Annotated in this window: 15 protein-coding genes and 1 pseudogene; 11 read left to right on the top strand and 5 right to left on the bottom strand. The window is 66.7% G+C overall.

Annotated features, from left to right (window positions below):
• Positions 1-53 precede the first annotated feature (53 nt).
• The 3 genes from ACCQ07_RS04610 to ACCQ07_RS04600 are packed head-to-tail and all read left to right on the top strand — an operon-like array spanning position 54 to position 1,461.
• A complete protein-coding gene (locus tag ACCQ07_RS04610; protein ID WP_109291196.1) occupies positions 54-617 on the top strand; it encodes an RNA polymerase sigma factor in 564 nt (187 codons plus the stop codon).
• Positions 614-964, top strand: a complete 351-nt coding sequence (locus tag ACCQ07_RS04605; RefSeq protein ID WP_008578132.1) for a hypothetical protein — start codon at positions 614-616, stop codon at positions 962-964. Before ACCQ07_RS04610 ends, ACCQ07_RS04605 begins: the two co-directional genes overlap by 4 nt.
• A 5-nt stretch (positions 965-969) precedes the next feature.
• Positions 970-1,461: a DUF3106 domain-containing protein gene (locus ACCQ07_RS04600; protein ID WP_011346513.1), complete on the top strand. Its 492-nt coding sequence runs from the start codon at positions 970-972 to the stop codon at positions 1,459-1,461.
• Positions 1,462-1,863: 402 nt separating this feature from the next.
• On the opposite strand, the gene ACCQ07_RS04595 is transcribed toward ACCQ07_RS04600, so the two are convergent.
• The 3 genes and pseudogenes from ACCQ07_RS04595 to ACCQ07_RS04585 all read right to left on the bottom strand — a co-directional run.
• The gene (locus tag ACCQ07_RS04595; protein WP_372363835.1) at positions 1,864-2,961 is read right to left on the bottom strand and encodes an NAD(P) transhydrogenase subunit alpha; all 1,098 of its coding nucleotides are present in this window, start codon (positions 2,959-2,961) and stop codon (positions 1,864-1,866) included.
• Positions 2,962-3,106: 145 nt separating this feature from the next.
• On the bottom strand, positions 3,107-5,464 hold the full coding sequence (gene pacR, locus ACCQ07_RS04590) for a PacR family protein (protein WP_011346511.1): 2,358 nt from the start codon (positions 5,462-5,464) through the stop codon (positions 3,107-3,109).
• Positions 5,465-5,686: 222 nt separating this feature from the next.
• A pseudogene (locus ACCQ07_RS04585) lies at positions 5,687-5,948 on the bottom strand (DUF1631 domain-containing protein); the annotation flags it as partial.
• Positions 5,949-6,056: 108 nt separating this feature from the next.
• Between ACCQ07_RS04585 and ACCQ07_RS04580 the strand changes: the two are divergent.
• Genes ACCQ07_RS04580 through ACCQ07_RS04565 form a run of 4 tightly spaced genes read left to right on the top strand, consistent with a single transcriptional unit; the run spans position 6,057 to position 8,941 of the window.
• Positions 6,057-6,632: a nitroreductase family protein gene (locus tag ACCQ07_RS04580; RefSeq protein WP_008578127.1), complete on the top strand. Its 576-nt coding sequence runs from the start codon at positions 6,057-6,059 to the stop codon at positions 6,630-6,632.
• The gene (locus ACCQ07_RS04575) at positions 6,629-7,615 is read left to right on the top strand and encodes a 5'-3' exonuclease (protein ID WP_218196063.1); all 987 of its coding nucleotides are present in this window, start codon (positions 6,629-6,631) and stop codon (positions 7,613-7,615) included. The genes ACCQ07_RS04580 and ACCQ07_RS04575 overlap by 4 nt, the downstream gene beginning before the upstream one ends.
• Positions 7,612-8,163, top strand: a complete 552-nt coding sequence (locus ACCQ07_RS04570) for an NUDIX hydrolase (RefSeq protein WP_029818743.1) — start codon at positions 7,612-7,614, stop codon at positions 8,161-8,163. The genes ACCQ07_RS04575 and ACCQ07_RS04570 overlap by 4 nt, the downstream gene beginning before the upstream one ends.
• On the top strand, positions 8,156-8,941 hold the full coding sequence (locus tag ACCQ07_RS04565) for an N-formylglutamate amidohydrolase (protein ID WP_071117389.1): 786 nt from the start codon (positions 8,156-8,158) through the stop codon (positions 8,939-8,941). Before ACCQ07_RS04570 ends, ACCQ07_RS04565 begins: the two co-directional genes overlap by 8 nt.
• A gap of 210 nt (positions 8,942-9,151) precedes the next feature.
• Here ACCQ07_RS04565 and pip read toward each other — a convergent pair whose 3' ends face one another.
• On the bottom strand, positions 9,152-10,093 hold the full coding sequence (gene pip, locus ACCQ07_RS04560) for a prolyl aminopeptidase (RefSeq protein ID WP_014089460.1): 942 nt from the start codon (positions 10,091-10,093) through the stop codon (positions 9,152-9,154).
• A gap of 234 nt (positions 10,094-10,327) precedes the next feature.
• Positions 10,328-11,188 carry a peptide chain release factor N(5)-glutamine methyltransferase gene (gene prmC / locus ACCQ07_RS04555; protein WP_372363834.1) on the bottom strand — a complete coding sequence of 287 codons (861 nt, stop codon included), beginning with the start codon at positions 11,186-11,188 and terminating at the stop codon, positions 10,328-10,330.
• Positions 11,189-11,390: 202 nt separating this feature from the next.
• On the opposite strand from prmC, the gene ahpC reads away from it, so the two are divergent.
• The 4 genes from ahpC (at position 11,391) to rnk (ending at position 15,674) form a co-directional block, all read left to right on the top strand.
• Positions 11,391-11,954, top strand: a complete 564-nt coding sequence (gene ahpC / locus ACCQ07_RS04550) for an alkyl hydroperoxide reductase subunit C (RefSeq protein ID WP_003488826.1) — start codon at positions 11,391-11,393, stop codon at positions 11,952-11,954.
• 186 nt (positions 11,955-12,140) lie between these two features.
• Positions 12,141-13,733, top strand: a complete 1,593-nt coding sequence (gene ahpF, locus ACCQ07_RS04545; protein WP_008576352.1) for an alkyl hydroperoxide reductase subunit F — start codon at positions 12,141-12,143, stop codon at positions 13,731-13,733.
• A gap of 91 nt (positions 13,734-13,824) precedes the next feature.
• Positions 13,825-14,766 (top strand): LysR substrate-binding domain-containing protein, encoded by a 942-nt coding sequence (locus ACCQ07_RS04540; RefSeq protein ID WP_014089459.1) that lies wholly within the window; start codon positions 13,825-13,827, stop codon positions 14,764-14,766.
• Between the two features lie 467 nt (positions 14,767-15,233).
• Positions 15,234-15,674: a nucleoside diphosphate kinase regulator gene (rnk, locus tag ACCQ07_RS04535; RefSeq protein ID WP_372363833.1), complete on the top strand. Its 441-nt coding sequence runs from the start codon at positions 15,234-15,236 to the stop codon at positions 15,672-15,674.
• The last annotated feature ends 1 nt before the right edge of the window (position 15,675 follow it).

The raw sequence follows: 15,675 nt of genomic DNA, 5'->3' as shown, positions 1-15,675 counted from the left end.
ACCGAATCCGCGCTCGCCCGTTGACGTCGTATCGTCTCCGCGGAAGCTACGCTGTGCTGGTGGGAACTCCTTTCGATCCGCAAGCTACCGCACCGGCCGCCACCACACCGGTGTCGCTGGATGCATTTCTGGCCGGCATCGGGCCGCGTGCCTTCCGTTTTGCCGAGGCCGGCTTGCGGCACCGCGAAGATGCGCTGGACGCCGTGCAGGACGCCATGGTGAAGCTGCTGGGCTATCGAGAGCGGCCAGCGGAGGAATGGACGCCGCTGTTCTGGAGCATCCTGCGCAGCCGCATCATCGACCTGCAGCGGCGACGCAGCTTTCGTCTGAAGTTCTGGGCACCGGCCGAGCGCGCCGACGACGAAGGTCCGATCGACTGGGCCGACCCCGGCACCGGACCGGTCGACGAACAACAGCATCGACAGGCCTACCAACGGCTGGTCGATGCATTGCGCACATTGCCGGCGCGCCAGCGCGAAGCCTTCACTCTGCGCGTGCTCGAAGACCTGGACGTGGCCACCACTGCCAAGGCGATGGGCTGCTCCGAAGGCTCGGTCAAAACCCACCTGTCGCGCGCGCGCGACGCGTTGCAAAAACAGTTCGAGGATTTCCTGTGAACCGCTCCCACGACCCCGCCCGGCTGGATGCGCAGCTGCGCCAGCTGCACGCCACCGCGCTGACCAGCCTGCCGCCGCAAACCCTGGCGCGCCTGCGCCAGGCCCGCCACGCCGCGGCCCCGACGCGCAGCCGACGTGGCTACTGGTTGCTGGCCACCGCGTGCTCGGGCCTGCTGGCGATCGGCATCGGCCTGCAGCTGCATCCGAGCCAAAGCGTCTCCTCTGGCACCGCGCCGACCTCGCCGGTTGCCAGCACCAGCGCCACCACCGAGACAGACGACCTGCTGGCCCAGAACCCGGACCTGTATGTCTGGCTCGGCTCCGACACCGCCCTGGCCATGGAATAAGCACGATGACCCACACCACCCGCCTGCTGTTGACCCTGTTGCTGTGCACCGGGCCATGCGCCTCCACGCTGGCTCAGGACGGCCCACCCGGACCTCCTCCCCCGGGTCCGCCCATGGACGCGCCTGGCCCACGCGGCCAAGGTCCGCGTGACGAGACGCCCATGCCCGAGTGGGACCAACTGACCAAGCAGCAGCGCCAGGTCATGATCGATGCGCTGCGCGAGCGCTGGAACGACGTGCCCGAAGAACGTCCCAGGATGTACCGGCACGCCCGCCGCTGGCTGGACATGACGCCCGAGCAGCGCAAGCAGGCCAAGGCCGGCATGGACCGCTTCCGCAACATGAGTCCGGAGCAACGCCGCGAGGCCAAGGCCTTGTTCGACCGCATGCGCACGCTCAACCCGCAACAGCGCAACGAACTGCAGCAACGCTGGCAGAAGATGAGCCCGGCCGAGCGCAGCGCTTGGTTGCGCGAGCATCCGCCGGTCGAGGACTGACGTTTCCCAGCACTGCGCAGCGGTCGCAGCAGCGGATTGCGTTTGCTCAGGCGCCGCGCAGGGTTGCGATGGGCGCTGGATATGATCCAGCCGTCGCGCTTGGCATCTTGCAGCATGCCAGGGCCAGTCGCTGCAGCGACGCGCACCCTGCGCACCCCGCGCGCGCGGCCGCGTAAGTGTGTGTAGCGCACGCAGCTGCATGACGTCGCGGCAACCAGATGCATGCCAGCACCCGTGCTGGCATCGGTGGCGTCGCTGGTCGCAAGGACAACCACGAAATCCCTGACCGCGCCAAACCTCAACCTGCCCCAAAGAGCGCTCTTCAGCGCCGGACCGACGACGGCTCGCGATGCGCAGCGTGCTGCCCTTGCCGCATTGCACGCACCGAACTTTCTGCGATGCCTACGCGTTGGTCGGCGCCGGCGCCGACCAACGCGTCTTCGCCAGCAACTCATCGTCCCAGTCGAGCGTCAACGCACCGTCCTTGATCAACAAGGCGGCGAAGGCGTACACGTTGCGCGCGAACATCTCGCTGGCTTGCACTGCGCCCTGGCTGGCCAGATTGAGCGGGCCAGCGATGACCACGCCGTCGAGCTCATACGTTTCGCCCGGGCGGGTGGCCGCGCAATTGCCGCCGGTTTCCGCCGCCAGATCTACGATCACGCTGCCGGCGCGCATGCCACGCGCCATCTCGGTGGTCACGATCTTCGGCGCCGGCCGGCCCGGAACCGCTGCGGTGCACACCACCACATCCACACCTGTGAGATGTTCGGCCAAACGGCGCTGCTGTTCGGCGCGTTCGTCGTCGCTGAGCTGGCGCGCGTAGCCGCCTTCGCCGGCAGCGCTCACGCCCAGGTCCAGAAATCGCGCACCCAGCGAGGCGATCTGCTCACGCGTTTCCGGCCGCACATCGAAGCCTTCCACCTGCGCGCCCAGCCGTTTGGCCGTTGCGATCGCCTGCAGGCCGGCCACGCCCGCACCGATCACCAACACCTTGCACGGGCGCATGGTGCCGGCCGCGGTGGTCAGCATCGGAAAAAAGCGCGGCGCCAGTTGCGCGGCAATCAGCACCGCCTTGTAGCCGGCCATGCCGGCCTGCGAGCTCAACACATCCATCGATTGCGCGCGCGTGGTGCGCGGCAGGCGCTCCAGGGCAAACGCGATCAATTGCCGCGCGGCAAATGCCTGCGCGCGCGCCGGATCCGTGTCCGGCGCCAGCATGCCGATCACCACCGTGTGCGGTTTGCAGCCGAGCAAGGTCCCGGTAGAGGGCGCCTGCACGCACAGCACCATCTCGGCCTGTGCCACGGCGTCGGCGCCGGCAAGCTGCGCACCGGCCTGCAGATACGCGGCATCGTCCATGCTACTGGCCCGGCCGGCCCCCGGCTCGATCCACACGCCGGCACCGAGCGCGACCAGTTTCTTGACCGTTTCCGGCGTCGCGGCCACGCGGCGTTCGCCAGCGGCCCGTTCTTTCAGCACCAGCACCTGCACAGCCATGCGTTGCTCCGGTCTTGCGCCCAGTCGCGGCGATGCTAGCAGAGCGCGGCGCCACTGCCGGCGGTACCGGCAACGACGCCAGTGCAGCGCGCGCGTGCCACATGTCTACGGGAAGCCGCAGCGGCTACCCATGCGCGTGGACCGCTCAGTGCACCGTGCTGTTGTTCTGCAACGGATCCAGACGATCGATCACACCCTGCATGGCGCTGTCGAAAGCGCCATCGTTGATGTGCTCGCGCAGGCGGCCCAGGCGCACCATTACCGCCAGTTCTTCCGGCGAGGCGACGCAGAAACGCACGCCACGTCGATTGACGAACAGCAGGCGCTGCGAAATCGGGCTCACCCACGACAGCTTGCCGGCCTGCACCTTGCCGTCCTTGTCGACAAAATCCAGCCACGTGCCGATATCCATCGCGCGGAAACGTTCGGCGTCGGCACTGTCGATGCTCTGCGCGACCGCTTCGGCACCCAGCACCACGCTGACGCTTTCGGCAGCCGGTGGCGGCAGATTGACCTGCGGCAGTTCCGGCAGGGCTTTTTCCAGTTCCGGGCGCGCTTCGGCGATCGCCTGCAGGGTGTCGTGCAAGGCGGTGATCGCCACCACCACCGCATCCCCGTGCAGGCCTACGCTGGCGAACACGCGGTGCAGCGCCGGCTGCCACACCTGCAGCCATGGCTTGCCGACGATATGGCGGCGCGCTTCGGCCAGTTCTTCCAGCACGCCGTCGGCCAGCGCCAGGGCCTCGATGGTGCCGGGACCTTCCTCGCCGTCGCGCAGGATCGCCATGGTCAGGTGATGCAGCCACGGCTGGCGCAGGAAGTCGTCCACCGCCTTGGGCAGGCCCGCGTCTTCGGGGGCACGCTGCTCCAGTTCCGACAGCGCGCGGCTGCGCGCCAGTTCGAGCTTTTCCTGCCCGCGCTGGGTCTCGGTAGCACGACGCTCGGCAATTTCCACCCGGCGCCGGTGCTGCGACAGGAAGTCGCGGAATTCTTCCTCCAGGGTGAGAAAGATCGCCAGGTTCTCGTTGAATTCGGCCACCAGGCGGTCGACGATCTCTTCGACCTTGCCCATCAGCACGCGCTCGGCAGCGCTGTCGCCGTTGTTGCCTTCGCAGGCCTCGGCCAGCGAGTTGAGCAGGCGCCGCGCGGGGTGGGTCTTCTGCACGAACATCTTGCGGTCCAGCAGCGCGACCTTGACGAACGGCACCACCAGGCGGCCGATCATTTCGCGCGAGCGATTTTCCAGATCGCGCTCGTCCAGCATCACATCGAACAGCATGCCGACCAGGTCGATGGCGTCTTCGTCCATCGGGTCGAGCTTTGCAGTGGCCGGGTCCACGCCCAGCCGCGTGGCGCTGGAAAGCACCTCGTTCTTCAATCGCTGCGCAAGCGATTCGGTGTCGTCGCCGATGGCCGCCTGCAGCGTCGCGCTGGGTGTGGCCTGCAACAGCGACAGCACCGACATCATTTCGCGCTGGCTCAACGGGCGTTGCTGCCCCACCGCGACGGTGGCGGCAGAAGCGGCGGTGTCGCGCACGCTGCGGGTCTGTTGCAGCAACTCGTGCAGCGCCTCGAGCAGCATGCCCTGGCTACCGCCGGGATGGTCGGCCTCACCGTCCATGCCGCCAGCCCCGCCACCATCGGCATGCCCGCGCTGCGTCGCAGCCTGCATGCGGCCGCGGCTATGCGCCCAACGGTCAAGGAAACGGTTGGCCCAGGCCGGTGCGTACTGATCACCCTGATCGTCGCCACCTACCTCGGCGTGACCGCCCTGCGCCTCGACCTGGGCGCGCTCTTCCGGCGTTTCGCCACGCGGCTGCATGCGCGGCGGCGCGCGCTTGGCCTGCGAAATTTCCGGCATCACCCCGGCCTTGGCCAGGGTTTCGTCCAGGCGTGCGTACAACTTGCCGATCGGCTCGGCCAGATCGCGCTCGCACAGCTTGATCAGCACCAGTCGCACTTCCGGCGCCAGATCGCAGGTGGCGAAGGCTTCGTGGATCGCCACACCCAGATGTTCGGGGCCAATCGGGTTGGTGTCGGCCATCAGCTCCAGCCCGCCGGCGATCCAGCCCAGGCGGCGGTCCACCCGTGCCAGCACCTGTTTGAAATCGCGCAACAGCACCGTGGCCAGATTGCGCACAGCCAGCCGCGATTCGAGCACGTGCTCGGGCACCAGGCTCAGCGGGCCGCTGCCCATGTCGCCGGCCAGCACCACTTCGGCCGACAACGGCGTGCCGAGCACCAACGCCTGCCAGCCGTCTTCCAGCTGCTGGCGGAACTGGCGGGCGACCTCTTCGCGCTTGCGGCGCAATTCGCGCATGCCATCGAGAAACAGCAACTGCGACGCGCCAGCGGATTCGGCACGGTCGAACAGCACATCGTCGAAATGCGCAACTGCAGCAGCAAAAACCTGCGCGAGCGCCGGCACGAACACGTCGTGGGCCTGCTCGAGCAAGCGTTGGTCACGGCCCGGGTGTCCCGACGGACTGGGCTGAAAAGTCATGCGCAAAGGCTCCCCGCCTCTGCAGGCGTGAAAATTTTCGAACGAGAAAAAACAGACGCGGCCCCAAATTCCGCCCGTGCATGGTAGGCGGTTCGCGCATCCGTTAAGTGTGACATGTTACTCACTTTACTCGTGACCGCCCAGGGTTTGCGTGTCAAGCGGCCATCCTAGCTCGCCACGTCGCGGTGGAGCTTGCCGGCAGTCATTCTGCGCCTGCGGGTGTTAAGCCTTCAGCTTCGCGGGCGCTTCCGGACCATCAGCCACGCCTTGCATCGCGCCGCAGCGGCAGCGGCAGCGGCAGCGGCATCGCAGTGCAGGCGCAGGCCGTCCAGCAACGCCGTCATCGCCAGCTCCTCCGGTGAAGCGAGGCACAGCTGCCACCACGCCGGTTGGCGAACATCAGGCGCCCGGAGATCGGGCTGATCCACGACAGCGTGCCTACTTGTCCGAGAACGTCGCGGCCAATGAAATCCAGGTGGGTGCCATTACATGAGGTCGATCGCGGCGGCCACGGCCCCCACCGGCCATGCTGCGGCGAGCGTTGGGAAGCGGCCGTCTATAATTCAATGCCTCGTTGCCCCGACCCGGATTTATGCACGCACCGTATTCGCTCCAGGCGCTGGACGCGCGCCGTTCGGTTCCCTCCAAACAACTCGGCGCGCCCGGGCCGGATGAAGACACCTTGCTGCGCATGCTCACCTCGGCGGTGCGCGTGCCCGACCACGGCAAGCTGGTGCCGTTCCGTTTTCTGCGCATCAGCGGCGCCGCGCGCGCTGCGCTGGGGGATTTCCTCGCCGAGCGCACCCTGGCCGCCGACCCGCTGGCATCGCCGGCCACCCTTGCCAAGGAACGTGGACGCTTCAGCGACGCACCGGTGGTGATCGTGGTGATCGCCTCGCTGCGCCCCGAGCACAAGGTGCCCGTGCAGGAGCAACTGCTCACCGCCGGCTGCGTCTGTTTCGCGCTGCTGCAGGCCGCGCAGGCGCACGGCTTCGGCGCGCAGTGGTTGAGCGCGTGGATGGCCTACGACCCGGCGGTGACGGGCTACCTGGGCCTGGAAGACAACGAACGCATCGCCGGCTTCATCCACATCGGCACGCCGCGCATGCAGGTGCCCGAACGCGAGCGCCCGGACCCGCGTGCCTTGCTGCGCGACTGGACCCCGTGACCACACCGACCGACCCGCTCGACGCTGCGCCGCTGGCCATCCGGCGCCCGACCCCGCTGTATCTGGTGGATGCCAGCCTGTACGTGTTCCGCGCCTGGCATTCCATCCCGGACGAATTTCAGGATGCGCAGGGCTGGCCGACCAATGCGGTGCACGGGTTTGCGCGGTTTCTGCTGGACCTGCTCGAACGCGAGGATCCGCAGCACATCACCATTGCCTTTGACGAAGCCCTGGACAGCTGCTTTCGGCATGCGATCTACCCGGCCTACAAAGGCAACCGCACGCCTGCGCCGGATGCGTTGCGCCGCCAGTTCGCGCATTGCAAGGCGCTGTGCGCAGCGCTCGGGCTGAGCGTGCTGGCCCACCGCGATTACGAGGCCGACGACCTGATCGGCAGCGCGCTGCACAGCGCGCGGGCGCACGGCTTGCGCGGAGTGATCGTGTCGGCCGACAAGGACCTGTCGCAGTTATTGCTCGAGCATGACGAGCAATGGGACTACGCGCGCAACCAGCGCTGGGGCATCGACGGGGTGAAGGCGCGCCATGGCGTGCATGCGCACCAGATCGCCGACTACCTGGCGTTATGCGGCGATGCCATCGACAACATCCCCGGCGTGACCGGCATCGGCGCCAAATCGGCAGCGGTGCTGCTGGCGCACTTCGGCAGCCTGGATGCGCTGCTGGAGCGCATCGACGAGATTCCCTTCCTGCGCCTGCGCGGCGCGGCGCAAATGGCGGTGCGGCTGCGCGAACAGCGCGAACACGCATTGCTGTGGCGTCAGCTCACCACCATCGCGCTCGACGCGCCGCTGGCGCTGACCGAAACCGGCTTCACGCGTGCCCACGCCGATGCGGACATGCTCACAGGGTTGTGCGAGAGCCTGCGCTTCGGCCCGCTCACCCGGCGCCGTCTGTTGGCCGCCAGCACCGGCGCCGCCGCACCGTTTCCTCCCGTTTCCCTGGCACAAGGTCCCCGCCCATGAACCGACACGACACCCCGCCCACCGTGGTCTACGAAGGCAAGTACCAGCGCATGGTCGTACGTGGCACCTGGGAGTATTCCGAACGTGTGCATGCCGGCGGCCTGGCCGCGATCATCGTGGCGGTGACGCCGGACGATGCGATGTTGTTCGTCGAACAGTTCCGCGTGCCGCTGCAGGCGCGCACCATCGAAATGCCGGCCGGACTGGTAGGCGATGTGCATGCCGATGAGTCGATCGAACTGTCGGCCATTCGCGAACTGGAAGAAGAAACCGGCTGGACCGCCGAGCATGCCGAAGTGTTGATGATCGGCCCCACCTCGGCCGGTGCCAGCAGCGAGAAGATCGCCTTCGTGCGCGCCACCGGTCTGCGCAAGGTCGGCGACGGCGGCGGCGATGCTAGCGAAGACATCACCGTGCACGAAATTCCACGCGCGCAGGTCGGTGCCTGGCTGGTGCAGAAGATGGCCGAGGGCTATCAGATGGACCCCAAGCTGTGGGCCGGCCTGTATCTGGCCGATCACGCATTGGACGGCACCCCGCGTGGCTGACGCAGCCATCGAACCCTTGCTCGGCGCCGACGATCCGGCGCCGGTCACCGTGCACAACGCGCAGGCCGCATCGCCGTGGCTGTTGATCGCCGACCACGCCGGCCAGCGCGTGCCGGCGCGGCTGGCCGACCTGGGCCTGCCGCAGGCTGAGCTGGATCGCCATATCGGCTGGGATATCGGCATTGCGCAGGTCACGCAGCGGCTGGCCGAGGCGCTGGATGCGTTGGCCATCGCGCAGACGTATTCGCGCCTGGTGATCGACTGCAACCGCCCGCACGACGCACCCAGCCTGATGCCGGCGGTCAGCGACGGCACCTTGGTTCCGGGCAACCAGCACCTGACCGACAGCGACCGGCAGCAGCGCATCGCTGCGATCTTCGCGCCGTATCACGCACGCATCGCCGCCGAACTGGATGCGCGTGCACAGCGCAGTCAGCCGACAATATTGGTGTCGATGCACAGCTTCACCCCGGTCATGGCCGGCAACGCGCGGCCCTGGCATGCCGGCGTGCTCTACCACCGCGATACGCGGCTGGCGCATCGCCTGTTGCAGGCGCTGCGTGCCGAACCCGACCTGGTGGTGGGCGACAACCAGCCGTATGCGGTCAGCGATGCCACCGATTACGCCATCCCGGTGTATGGCGAGGGCCGCGGCCTGCTGCATGTGGAACTGGAAATCCGCCAGGACCTGATTGCCGACGCGGCCGGGCAACAGGCCTGGGCAGCGCGCCTGGCGCGCATCCTGCCGCCGTTGGCAGATGCCTTGCTGGCGCCTTGAGCAGCAGCGTTTGGCGCCTGCATGCAGGCACGTTGAACATCTGCAATCTGTAGGAGCGCGCTTGCGCGCGATGGAGCGTTACCGGTAACGCCGCAGTGTGCGCACGCGCGCTCCTACACGTCATGCGTATGTCATCGCACCTCAGCGCGTGCCGCGGAGTGATCATGCACATCGACCAAAGCGAACTCTGATCGATGTGCATGCATTCGCTCACGCAAACCCGTCGGTGGCACGCACCAAGGCATCGACGTTTTCCGGCTCGAACGCCGAATGCCCGGAAGCCGGGCTGATCTGCAACTGCGCCTTCGGCCACACCTTGTGCAGGTCCCACGCGCTTTGCAGCGGGCAGACCACATCGTAGCGGCCGTGCACGATCACGCCGGGAATGTCGGCAATGCGATGCGCGTCGCGCAGCAACTGGTCTTCGACCTCGAAGAAACCGCCGTTGACGAAGTAATGGTTTTCGATGCGTGCGAACGCCAGGGCAAAGTGCGCGTCTTCATGCCCGGTGACGAAGTCCTCGTCCACATGCAGGAAGCTGGTGGCGCCTTCCCACACGCTCCAGGCCTTGGCCGCGGCCAGGCGCGTGGCCTCGTCATCGCTGGTGAGGCGGCGATGGAAGGCAGCGATCAGGTCGCCGCGCTCGTCCTGTGCAATCGCGTTGATGTAGTGCTCCCAGGCATCCGGGAACAGCCGGCTGGCGCCTTCCTGGTAGAACCATTCCAGCTCGAAGCGGCGCAGCAGAAAGATGCCGCGCAGCACCAGCTCGGTGACCTGCTGCGGGTGGGTCTGCGCATAGGCCAGCGCAAGCGTGGAGCCCCAGCTGCCCCCGAACACCTGCCAGCGGTCGATGCCCAGATGCGTGCGCAGCCGTTCGATATCGGCCACCAGATCCCAGGTGGTGTTGTCCACCAGATCGGCATGCGGCGTGGACCGGCCGGAACCGCGCTGATCGAACAACACGATGCGGTACTTGGCCGGGTCGTGGAAGCGCCGCATCTTGTCGTTGCATCCGCCGCCAGGGCCGCCATGCAACATCACCACCGGCTTGCCCTGCGGATTGCCGCACTGCTCGAAATACAGCGTGTGGCGGTCGTCGACCTTCAGGCTGCCCTGCTGGTAGGGCGTGATCTCGGGATAGAGCGTGCGCATGCGTCGGTCCTGCGGGAAACCGCTAGTGTATCGGCTGCTGCGGGCGCACACGGGCAACGCCATGTGATCGAAAAGACCGGTGCGCGGTGATGGGCGAGGCGCTGAAGAGCACATCGACCTTGCGCGCTTGCCGGCAGGCGGGCGCACTCGGTGCGCGCAACCGCTCGATCGAACGCGCGTGCTCCGCTCCGGAACGTGCGGCCAGTCTGCCGACAATGACGCTGCGGCAATTGCTCAGCCGGCCTGGCCCGCAGCTGGCGACCAGCGCCCCAAGGTCACGCGATCGCGCCGCTCCAGATCCTGATGCGTGGCCACCGCAGCGAAGCCGCGTGCGGCCAGCAGTTCGGCCACCGCCACTCCCTGGTCCCAGCCATGCTCCAGCAGCAACCAGCCGCCGGGCAGCAGATGCGCAGGCGCATCGGCCACGATCAGGCGAATATCGTCCAGCCCGTCGCTGCCCGAGGCCAGGGCACTGGCCGGTTCGTAGCGCAGATCGCCCTGCTGCAGGTGCGGGTCGTGGGCGGCGATATACGGCGGGTTGCTGGCGATCAGGTCGAAAGCCTCGCCAGCCAGCGGCGCAAACCAGCTCCCCTGCCGGCAGTCGACATTGCGCAGCCCATGGCTGTCTGCATTGCGCCGGGCCATCGCCAGCGCCGCGGCGCTGGCATCGGTGGCGATCACCTGCGCCTGCGGACGTTCACTGGCGATGGCCAGCGCGATCGCGCCGCTGCCGGTCCCCAGATCGGCGACACGACGGCCTGGCACGGTGTCCAGGCGCTCCAGCGCGAGCTCGACCAGCACCTCGGTATCGGCGCGCGGGATCAGCGTGGCCGGCGAGACCGCCAGGTCCAGCGTCCAGAATCCGCGCGAGCCGGTCAGATAGGCCACCGGCTCGCCGGCCTCACGGCGCTGCACCAGGGCATTGAAGGCCTGCGCGACCGATAGAGGCACCGCATCGCGCCCGTGCATGAACAACCAGGCACGATCACGGCCCAGCGCGTGCAGCATCAGCGCTTCGGCATCGCCACGCTCGACCCGCCCGGCAACGCGGCGAAGCAGCTGATCGGCGGGAATGGCAGCGAGATCGTCGGACATACGGGCTGTTCACCTACACGCAACATCGGCTGACCATTATCGACCATGGCGTGCACCGCGATTGCGCTAGATGCAATCTGACGGGTCGATAGCCTAAGACTATCTATGTAATTCCATCAATCGATTTGAGGAATCTATCGATCCTGCCTACCATGGCGCCTGTTCCATCCCCCGCCCCCTTTTCACCGCACGAGGAAACTCAATGTCTCTCATCAACACCCAGGTCCAGCCGTTCAAGGCGAATGCGTACCACAACGGCAACTTCATCGAAGTCACCGAAGCCAGCCTGAAGGGCAAGTGGTCGGTGCTGATCTTCATGCCGGCCGCGTTCACCTTCAACTGCCCGACCGAAGTGGAAGACGCCGCCGACAACTATGCCGCCTTCCAGAAGGCTGGCGCCGAGGTCTACATCGTCACCACCGACACGCATTTCTCGCACAAGGTGTGGCACGAGACCTCGCCGGCCGTGGGCAAGGCGCAGTTCCCGTTGATCGGCGACCCGACCCACAAGCTGACCCGCGCGTTCGGCGTGCATATCGAAGAAGAAGGCCTGGCGCTGCGCGGCACCTTCATCATCAATCCGGAAGGCGTGATCAAGACCCTGGAAATCCACGACAACTCCATCGCTCGCGACGTCACCGAGACGCTGCGCAAGCTGACCGCGGCACAGTTCGTGGCCAACAATCCTGGCCAGGTCTGCCCGGCCAAGTGGAAGGAAGGCGCCAAGACCCTGGCTCCGTCGCTGGACCTGGTCGGCAAGATCTAAGCCGGCTGTCACCTCCGGCCCGATAAGGGCCGGGGGTGAACCGGAGCCGGTGCCGGGCTGCCCGCCAGCCGCCGCCAGCACGCATCCCGACCTCGCGCCGGCTGCGGTTCACTCCCTTCCTTCCCGGCGACCTGCCTCAGCGCAGCGACGCCACGCCCTCCCCTTGCCCATTCCCAGGAGTTCTCCATGTTGGATGCCAATCTCAAGACCCAGCTGACCGCCTACCTGGAACGGGTGACGCGGCCGATTCAAATCAACGCCTCGATCGACGACAGTGCCGGCTCGCGCGAAATGCTCGACCTGCTGGAAGAGTTGGTCCTGCTCTCGGACAAGATCAGCCTGGACATCCACCGCGACGACAACCAGCGCAAGCCGTCGTTCGCACTGACCACGCCGGGCCAGGACATTTCGCTGCGCTTTGCCGGGCTGCCGATGGGCCACGAGTTCACCTCGCTGGTGCTGGCGCTGCTGCAGGTGGGCGGCCACCCGTCCAAGGCGGCAGCCGAACTGATCGAGCAGGTGCAGCACCTGGAGGGCGACTACCAGTTCGAAACCTATTTCTCGCTGTCGTGCCAGAACTGCCCGGACGTGGTGCAGGCGCTGAACCTGGCGGCCGTGCTCAACCCGCGCATCAAGCACGTGGCCATCGACGGTGCCTGGTTCCAGGACGAAGTGGAGGCCCGCCAGATCATGTCGGTGCCCACCGTGTACTTGAACGGCGAGCTGTTCGACCAGGGCCGCATGACGCTGGAGCAGATTGTCGCCAAGCTCGACACCAATGCCGCCAAGCGCGACGCAGCGAAAATCGCCGCGAAGGAAGCGTTCGACGTTTTGGTGGTGGGCGGTGGCCCGGCCGGTTCGGCAGCGGCGGTGTATGCCGCACGCAAGGGCATCCGCACCGGTGTGGCGGCCGAGCGTTTCGGTGGCCAGGTGCTGGACACCATGTCGATCGAAAACTTCATCTCCGTGCCGGAAACCGAAGGCCCGAAGATGGCCGCCGCGCTCGAGCAGCACGTGCGCCAGTACGACGTGGACATCATGAACCTGCAGCGTGCCGAGCAGCTGATTCCGGCCGGTGCCGACGGCCTGATCGAAATCAAGCTGGCCAATGGTGCCTCGCTCAAGAGCAAGACCGTGATCCTGTCCACCGGCGCGCGCTGGAGGCAGATGAACGTGCCCGGCGAAGACCAGTACAAGAACAAGGGCGTGGCGTATTGCCCGCACTGCGACGGCCCGCTGTTCAAGGGCAAGCGCGTGGCGGTGATCGGCGGAGGCAACTCCGGCGTGGAAGCGGCGATCGATCTGGCCGGCATCGTGGCGCATGTCACGCTGGTGGAATTCGACGACAAGCTGCGCGCCGACGAAGTGTTGCAACGCAAGCTGCGCAGCCTGCACAACGTGCGCATCATCACCAGCGCGCAGACCACTGAGGTGCTGGGCGACGGGCAGAAGGTGACCGGTCTGGTCTACAAGGACCGCACCGGCGGCGATATCCAGCACATCGAGCTGGAAGGTGTGTTCGTGCAGATCGGCCTGCTGCCCAACACCGAGTTCCTGCGCGGCACGGTGGCGCTGTCGCCGCGCGGCGAAATCATCGTCGACGACCGCGGCCAGACCGATGTGCCCGGCGTGTTCGCCGCGGGCGACGCCACCACGGTGCCGTACAAGCAAATCGTGATCGCGATGGGCGAAGGTTCCAAGGCCGCGTTGAGCGCATTCGACCATCTGATCCGCACCAGCGCACCGGCCACTGCCGACAGCGTGGCCCAGGCGGCATAAGCGAGCGCCTGCTTAGCGCCCGGCCGACCCGGGCGCTAGGCTTGCAACACGCGCCAGTCGTTCCCCGTCACCGCAATGAAGGCTGCTGCACATGAATCTGCGTGACCTGAAATATCTGGTAGCCCTGGCCGACCACAAGCATTTCGGCCGCGCTGCGTCGGCCTGCTTTGTCAGCCAGCCGACGCTGTCCACCCAGATCAAGAAACTCGAAGACGAACTCGGCGTGTCGCTGGTGGAGCGTGCGCCGCGCAAGGTCATGCTGACCCCGGCCGGCCGCGAAGCTGCCGTGCGTGCGCGCAGCATCGTGGCCGAGGTGGAACAGATGAAGGAAGCCGCACGCCGCAGCCAGGACCCGGAAGCGGGCACGGTACGTCTGGGCATCTTTCCCACCCTGGCCCCGTATTTGTTGCCGCACGTGGTACCGCGCATCCGCGAGCGTTTTCCGCGTCTGGAATTGCTGCTGATCGAAGAAAAGAGCGACCAGCTGATGCACCAGTTGCGCGAAGGCCGGCTGGATGCCGCGCTGCTTGCATTGCCATTGCAGGACGACCAACTGCATGCCGAATTCCTGTTCGAAGAACCCTTCGTGCTGGCCGTGCCGGAAGGCCACCCGCTGTCGCGACACGACAGCATGACCCTGGACGACTTGTCCGAGCAGCGCCTGTTGCTGCTGGAAGATGGCCACTGCTTGCGCGACCAAGCACTGGATGTCTGCCACCTGGCCGGGGCGATGGAAAAATCCGAATTTCAGGCCACCAGTTTGGAAACCCTGCGCCAGATGGTCGCGGCGAATGTCGGCGTGACCTTGCTGCCCCTGCTGGCGGTCAAGCCTCCGGTTGCGCGCTCGGAAAACATCCGCCTGATCCGCTTCCGTGAAGACAAGCAGCCCAGCCGCCGCATTGCGATGGCGTGGCGGCGCAGTTCGGCCATGACCGCGTTTCTGGAGCAGCTGTCGCAACTGTTCAAGGAATTGCCCGAGAGCCTGTTCACCGTGGATCAGCCTACGATGGGACCGAAGGCGGTTGCGGCTTAGGGAATCGGGAATCGGGAATCGGGAATCGTAAAAGCGTATCGCGGTTGCGGTCGCTTTGGCTGCGGTTGGAGGTTTGGAATTGGGCGGCGCGCGAGCGTCGCTTTTTGTTTGTGTGCAGCACTCTTGCCCAAGGTTGGCGGCGCATCAATCCGCCGCTGTCCGCGCGACGCGGCTGGTGGGCGGCACGCTGCCCACGCGACCATGCGATTTATTCCCTTGCTTGAGACCGATGGCGCGGCGTTGCGGCACGCGGTGGGCGCAGGCCCGTTTGCAGCGGCTGTATGCCCTCCCCCTCCGGTTGTCTCAACCGCAGCGCTTGCTCGCCGCACCAGGCCCGCAGCGACTGCCTGGCGTCCCTGCCGATGTCTTGGCTTCGCACCATCCATGCATTGCGATCAGCCGCCGGCGCCCTCATCTTGTCAGTGCTGCTTGCCATGTCGGCGAGCCGTTTCTATGAGGAGACTGCCATGACTTCGCAACACCACAGCGGCTTGCCGCCATCCATCCTGGTGTCCAGCCACGACCTTGCCCGGCTTGAGGCATTGCTCGATTCGTCAGCCTTCAACAAGCATCCCGCCGCCACTGCGCTGAGCGACGAACTGGGCCGCGCCCGCGTGCTGCCGCCCGACCAGATTCCCGGCGATGTTGTCACCATGCACTCACGCATCGAATGCGAGGACCAACTGCATGGCGAACGGCATACGCTCACCCTTGTGTACCCGCATGAGGCCGATGTGCAGCACGGCCGCATCTCGGTGCTCGCGCCGGTCGGCAGCGCGTTGCTCGGCCTGTCGGTCGGCCAGAGCATCGATTGGCGTACGCCCGACGGACGCGACCTGCGCCTGCGCGTGACTGCCGTGCACGACCAACCCGCAGCAGCGGGCGACTTCCGGCGCGCGGCGCGCTAAC

This window comes from Xanthomonas sp. NCPPB 3583 (assembly GCF_041475715.2).
GTDB lineage: Bacteria > Pseudomonadota > Gammaproteobacteria > Xanthomonadales > Xanthomonadaceae > Xanthomonas > Xanthomonas euvesicatoria.
Note: the sequence above shows the minus strand (reverse complement) of the source record. Positions and strands in the feature narration are given on the sequence as shown.

What these genes read in the sequence shown, in the direction of transcription:
- ACCQ07_RS04600 (WP_011346513.1), top strand. Translation starts at nt 970, where the DNA reads ATGACCCACACCACCCGCCTGCTGTTGACCCTGTTGCTGTGCACCGGG.
- ACCQ07_RS04595 (WP_372363835.1), bottom strand. Translation starts at nt 2,961, where the DNA reads ATGGCTGTGCAGGTGCTGGTGCTGAAAGAACGGGCCGCTGGCGAACGC.
- pacR (WP_011346511.1), bottom strand. Translation starts at nt 5,464, where the DNA reads ATGACTTTTCAGCCCAGTCCGTCGGGACACCCGGGCCGTGACCAACGC.
- ACCQ07_RS04580 (WP_008578127.1), top strand. Translation starts at nt 6,057, where the DNA reads ATGCACGCACCGTATTCGCTCCAGGCGCTGGACGCGCGCCGTTCGGTT.
- ACCQ07_RS04570 (WP_029818743.1), top strand. Translation starts at nt 7,612, where the DNA reads ATGAACCGACACGACACCCCGCCCACCGTGGTCTACGAAGGCAAGTAC.
- pip (WP_014089460.1), bottom strand. Translation starts at nt 10,093, where the DNA reads ATGCGCACGCTCTATCCCGAGATCACGCCCTACCAGCAGGGCAGCCTG.
- prmC (WP_372363834.1), bottom strand. Translation starts at nt 11,188, where the DNA reads ATGTCCGACGATCTCGCTGCCATTCCCGCCGATCAGCTGCTTCGCCGC.
- ahpC (WP_003488826.1), top strand. Translation starts at nt 11,391, where the DNA reads ATGTCTCTCATCAACACCCAGGTCCAGCCGTTCAAGGCGAATGCGTAC.
- ahpF (WP_008576352.1), top strand. Translation starts at nt 12,141, where the DNA reads ATGTTGGATGCCAATCTCAAGACCCAGCTGACCGCCTACCTGGAACGG.
- ACCQ07_RS04540 (WP_014089459.1), top strand. Translation starts at nt 13,825, where the DNA reads ATGAATCTGCGTGACCTGAAATATCTGGTAGCCCTGGCCGACCACAAG.
- rnk (WP_372363833.1), top strand. Translation starts at nt 15,234, where the DNA reads ATGACTTCGCAACACCACAGCGGCTTGCCGCCATCCATCCTGGTGTCC.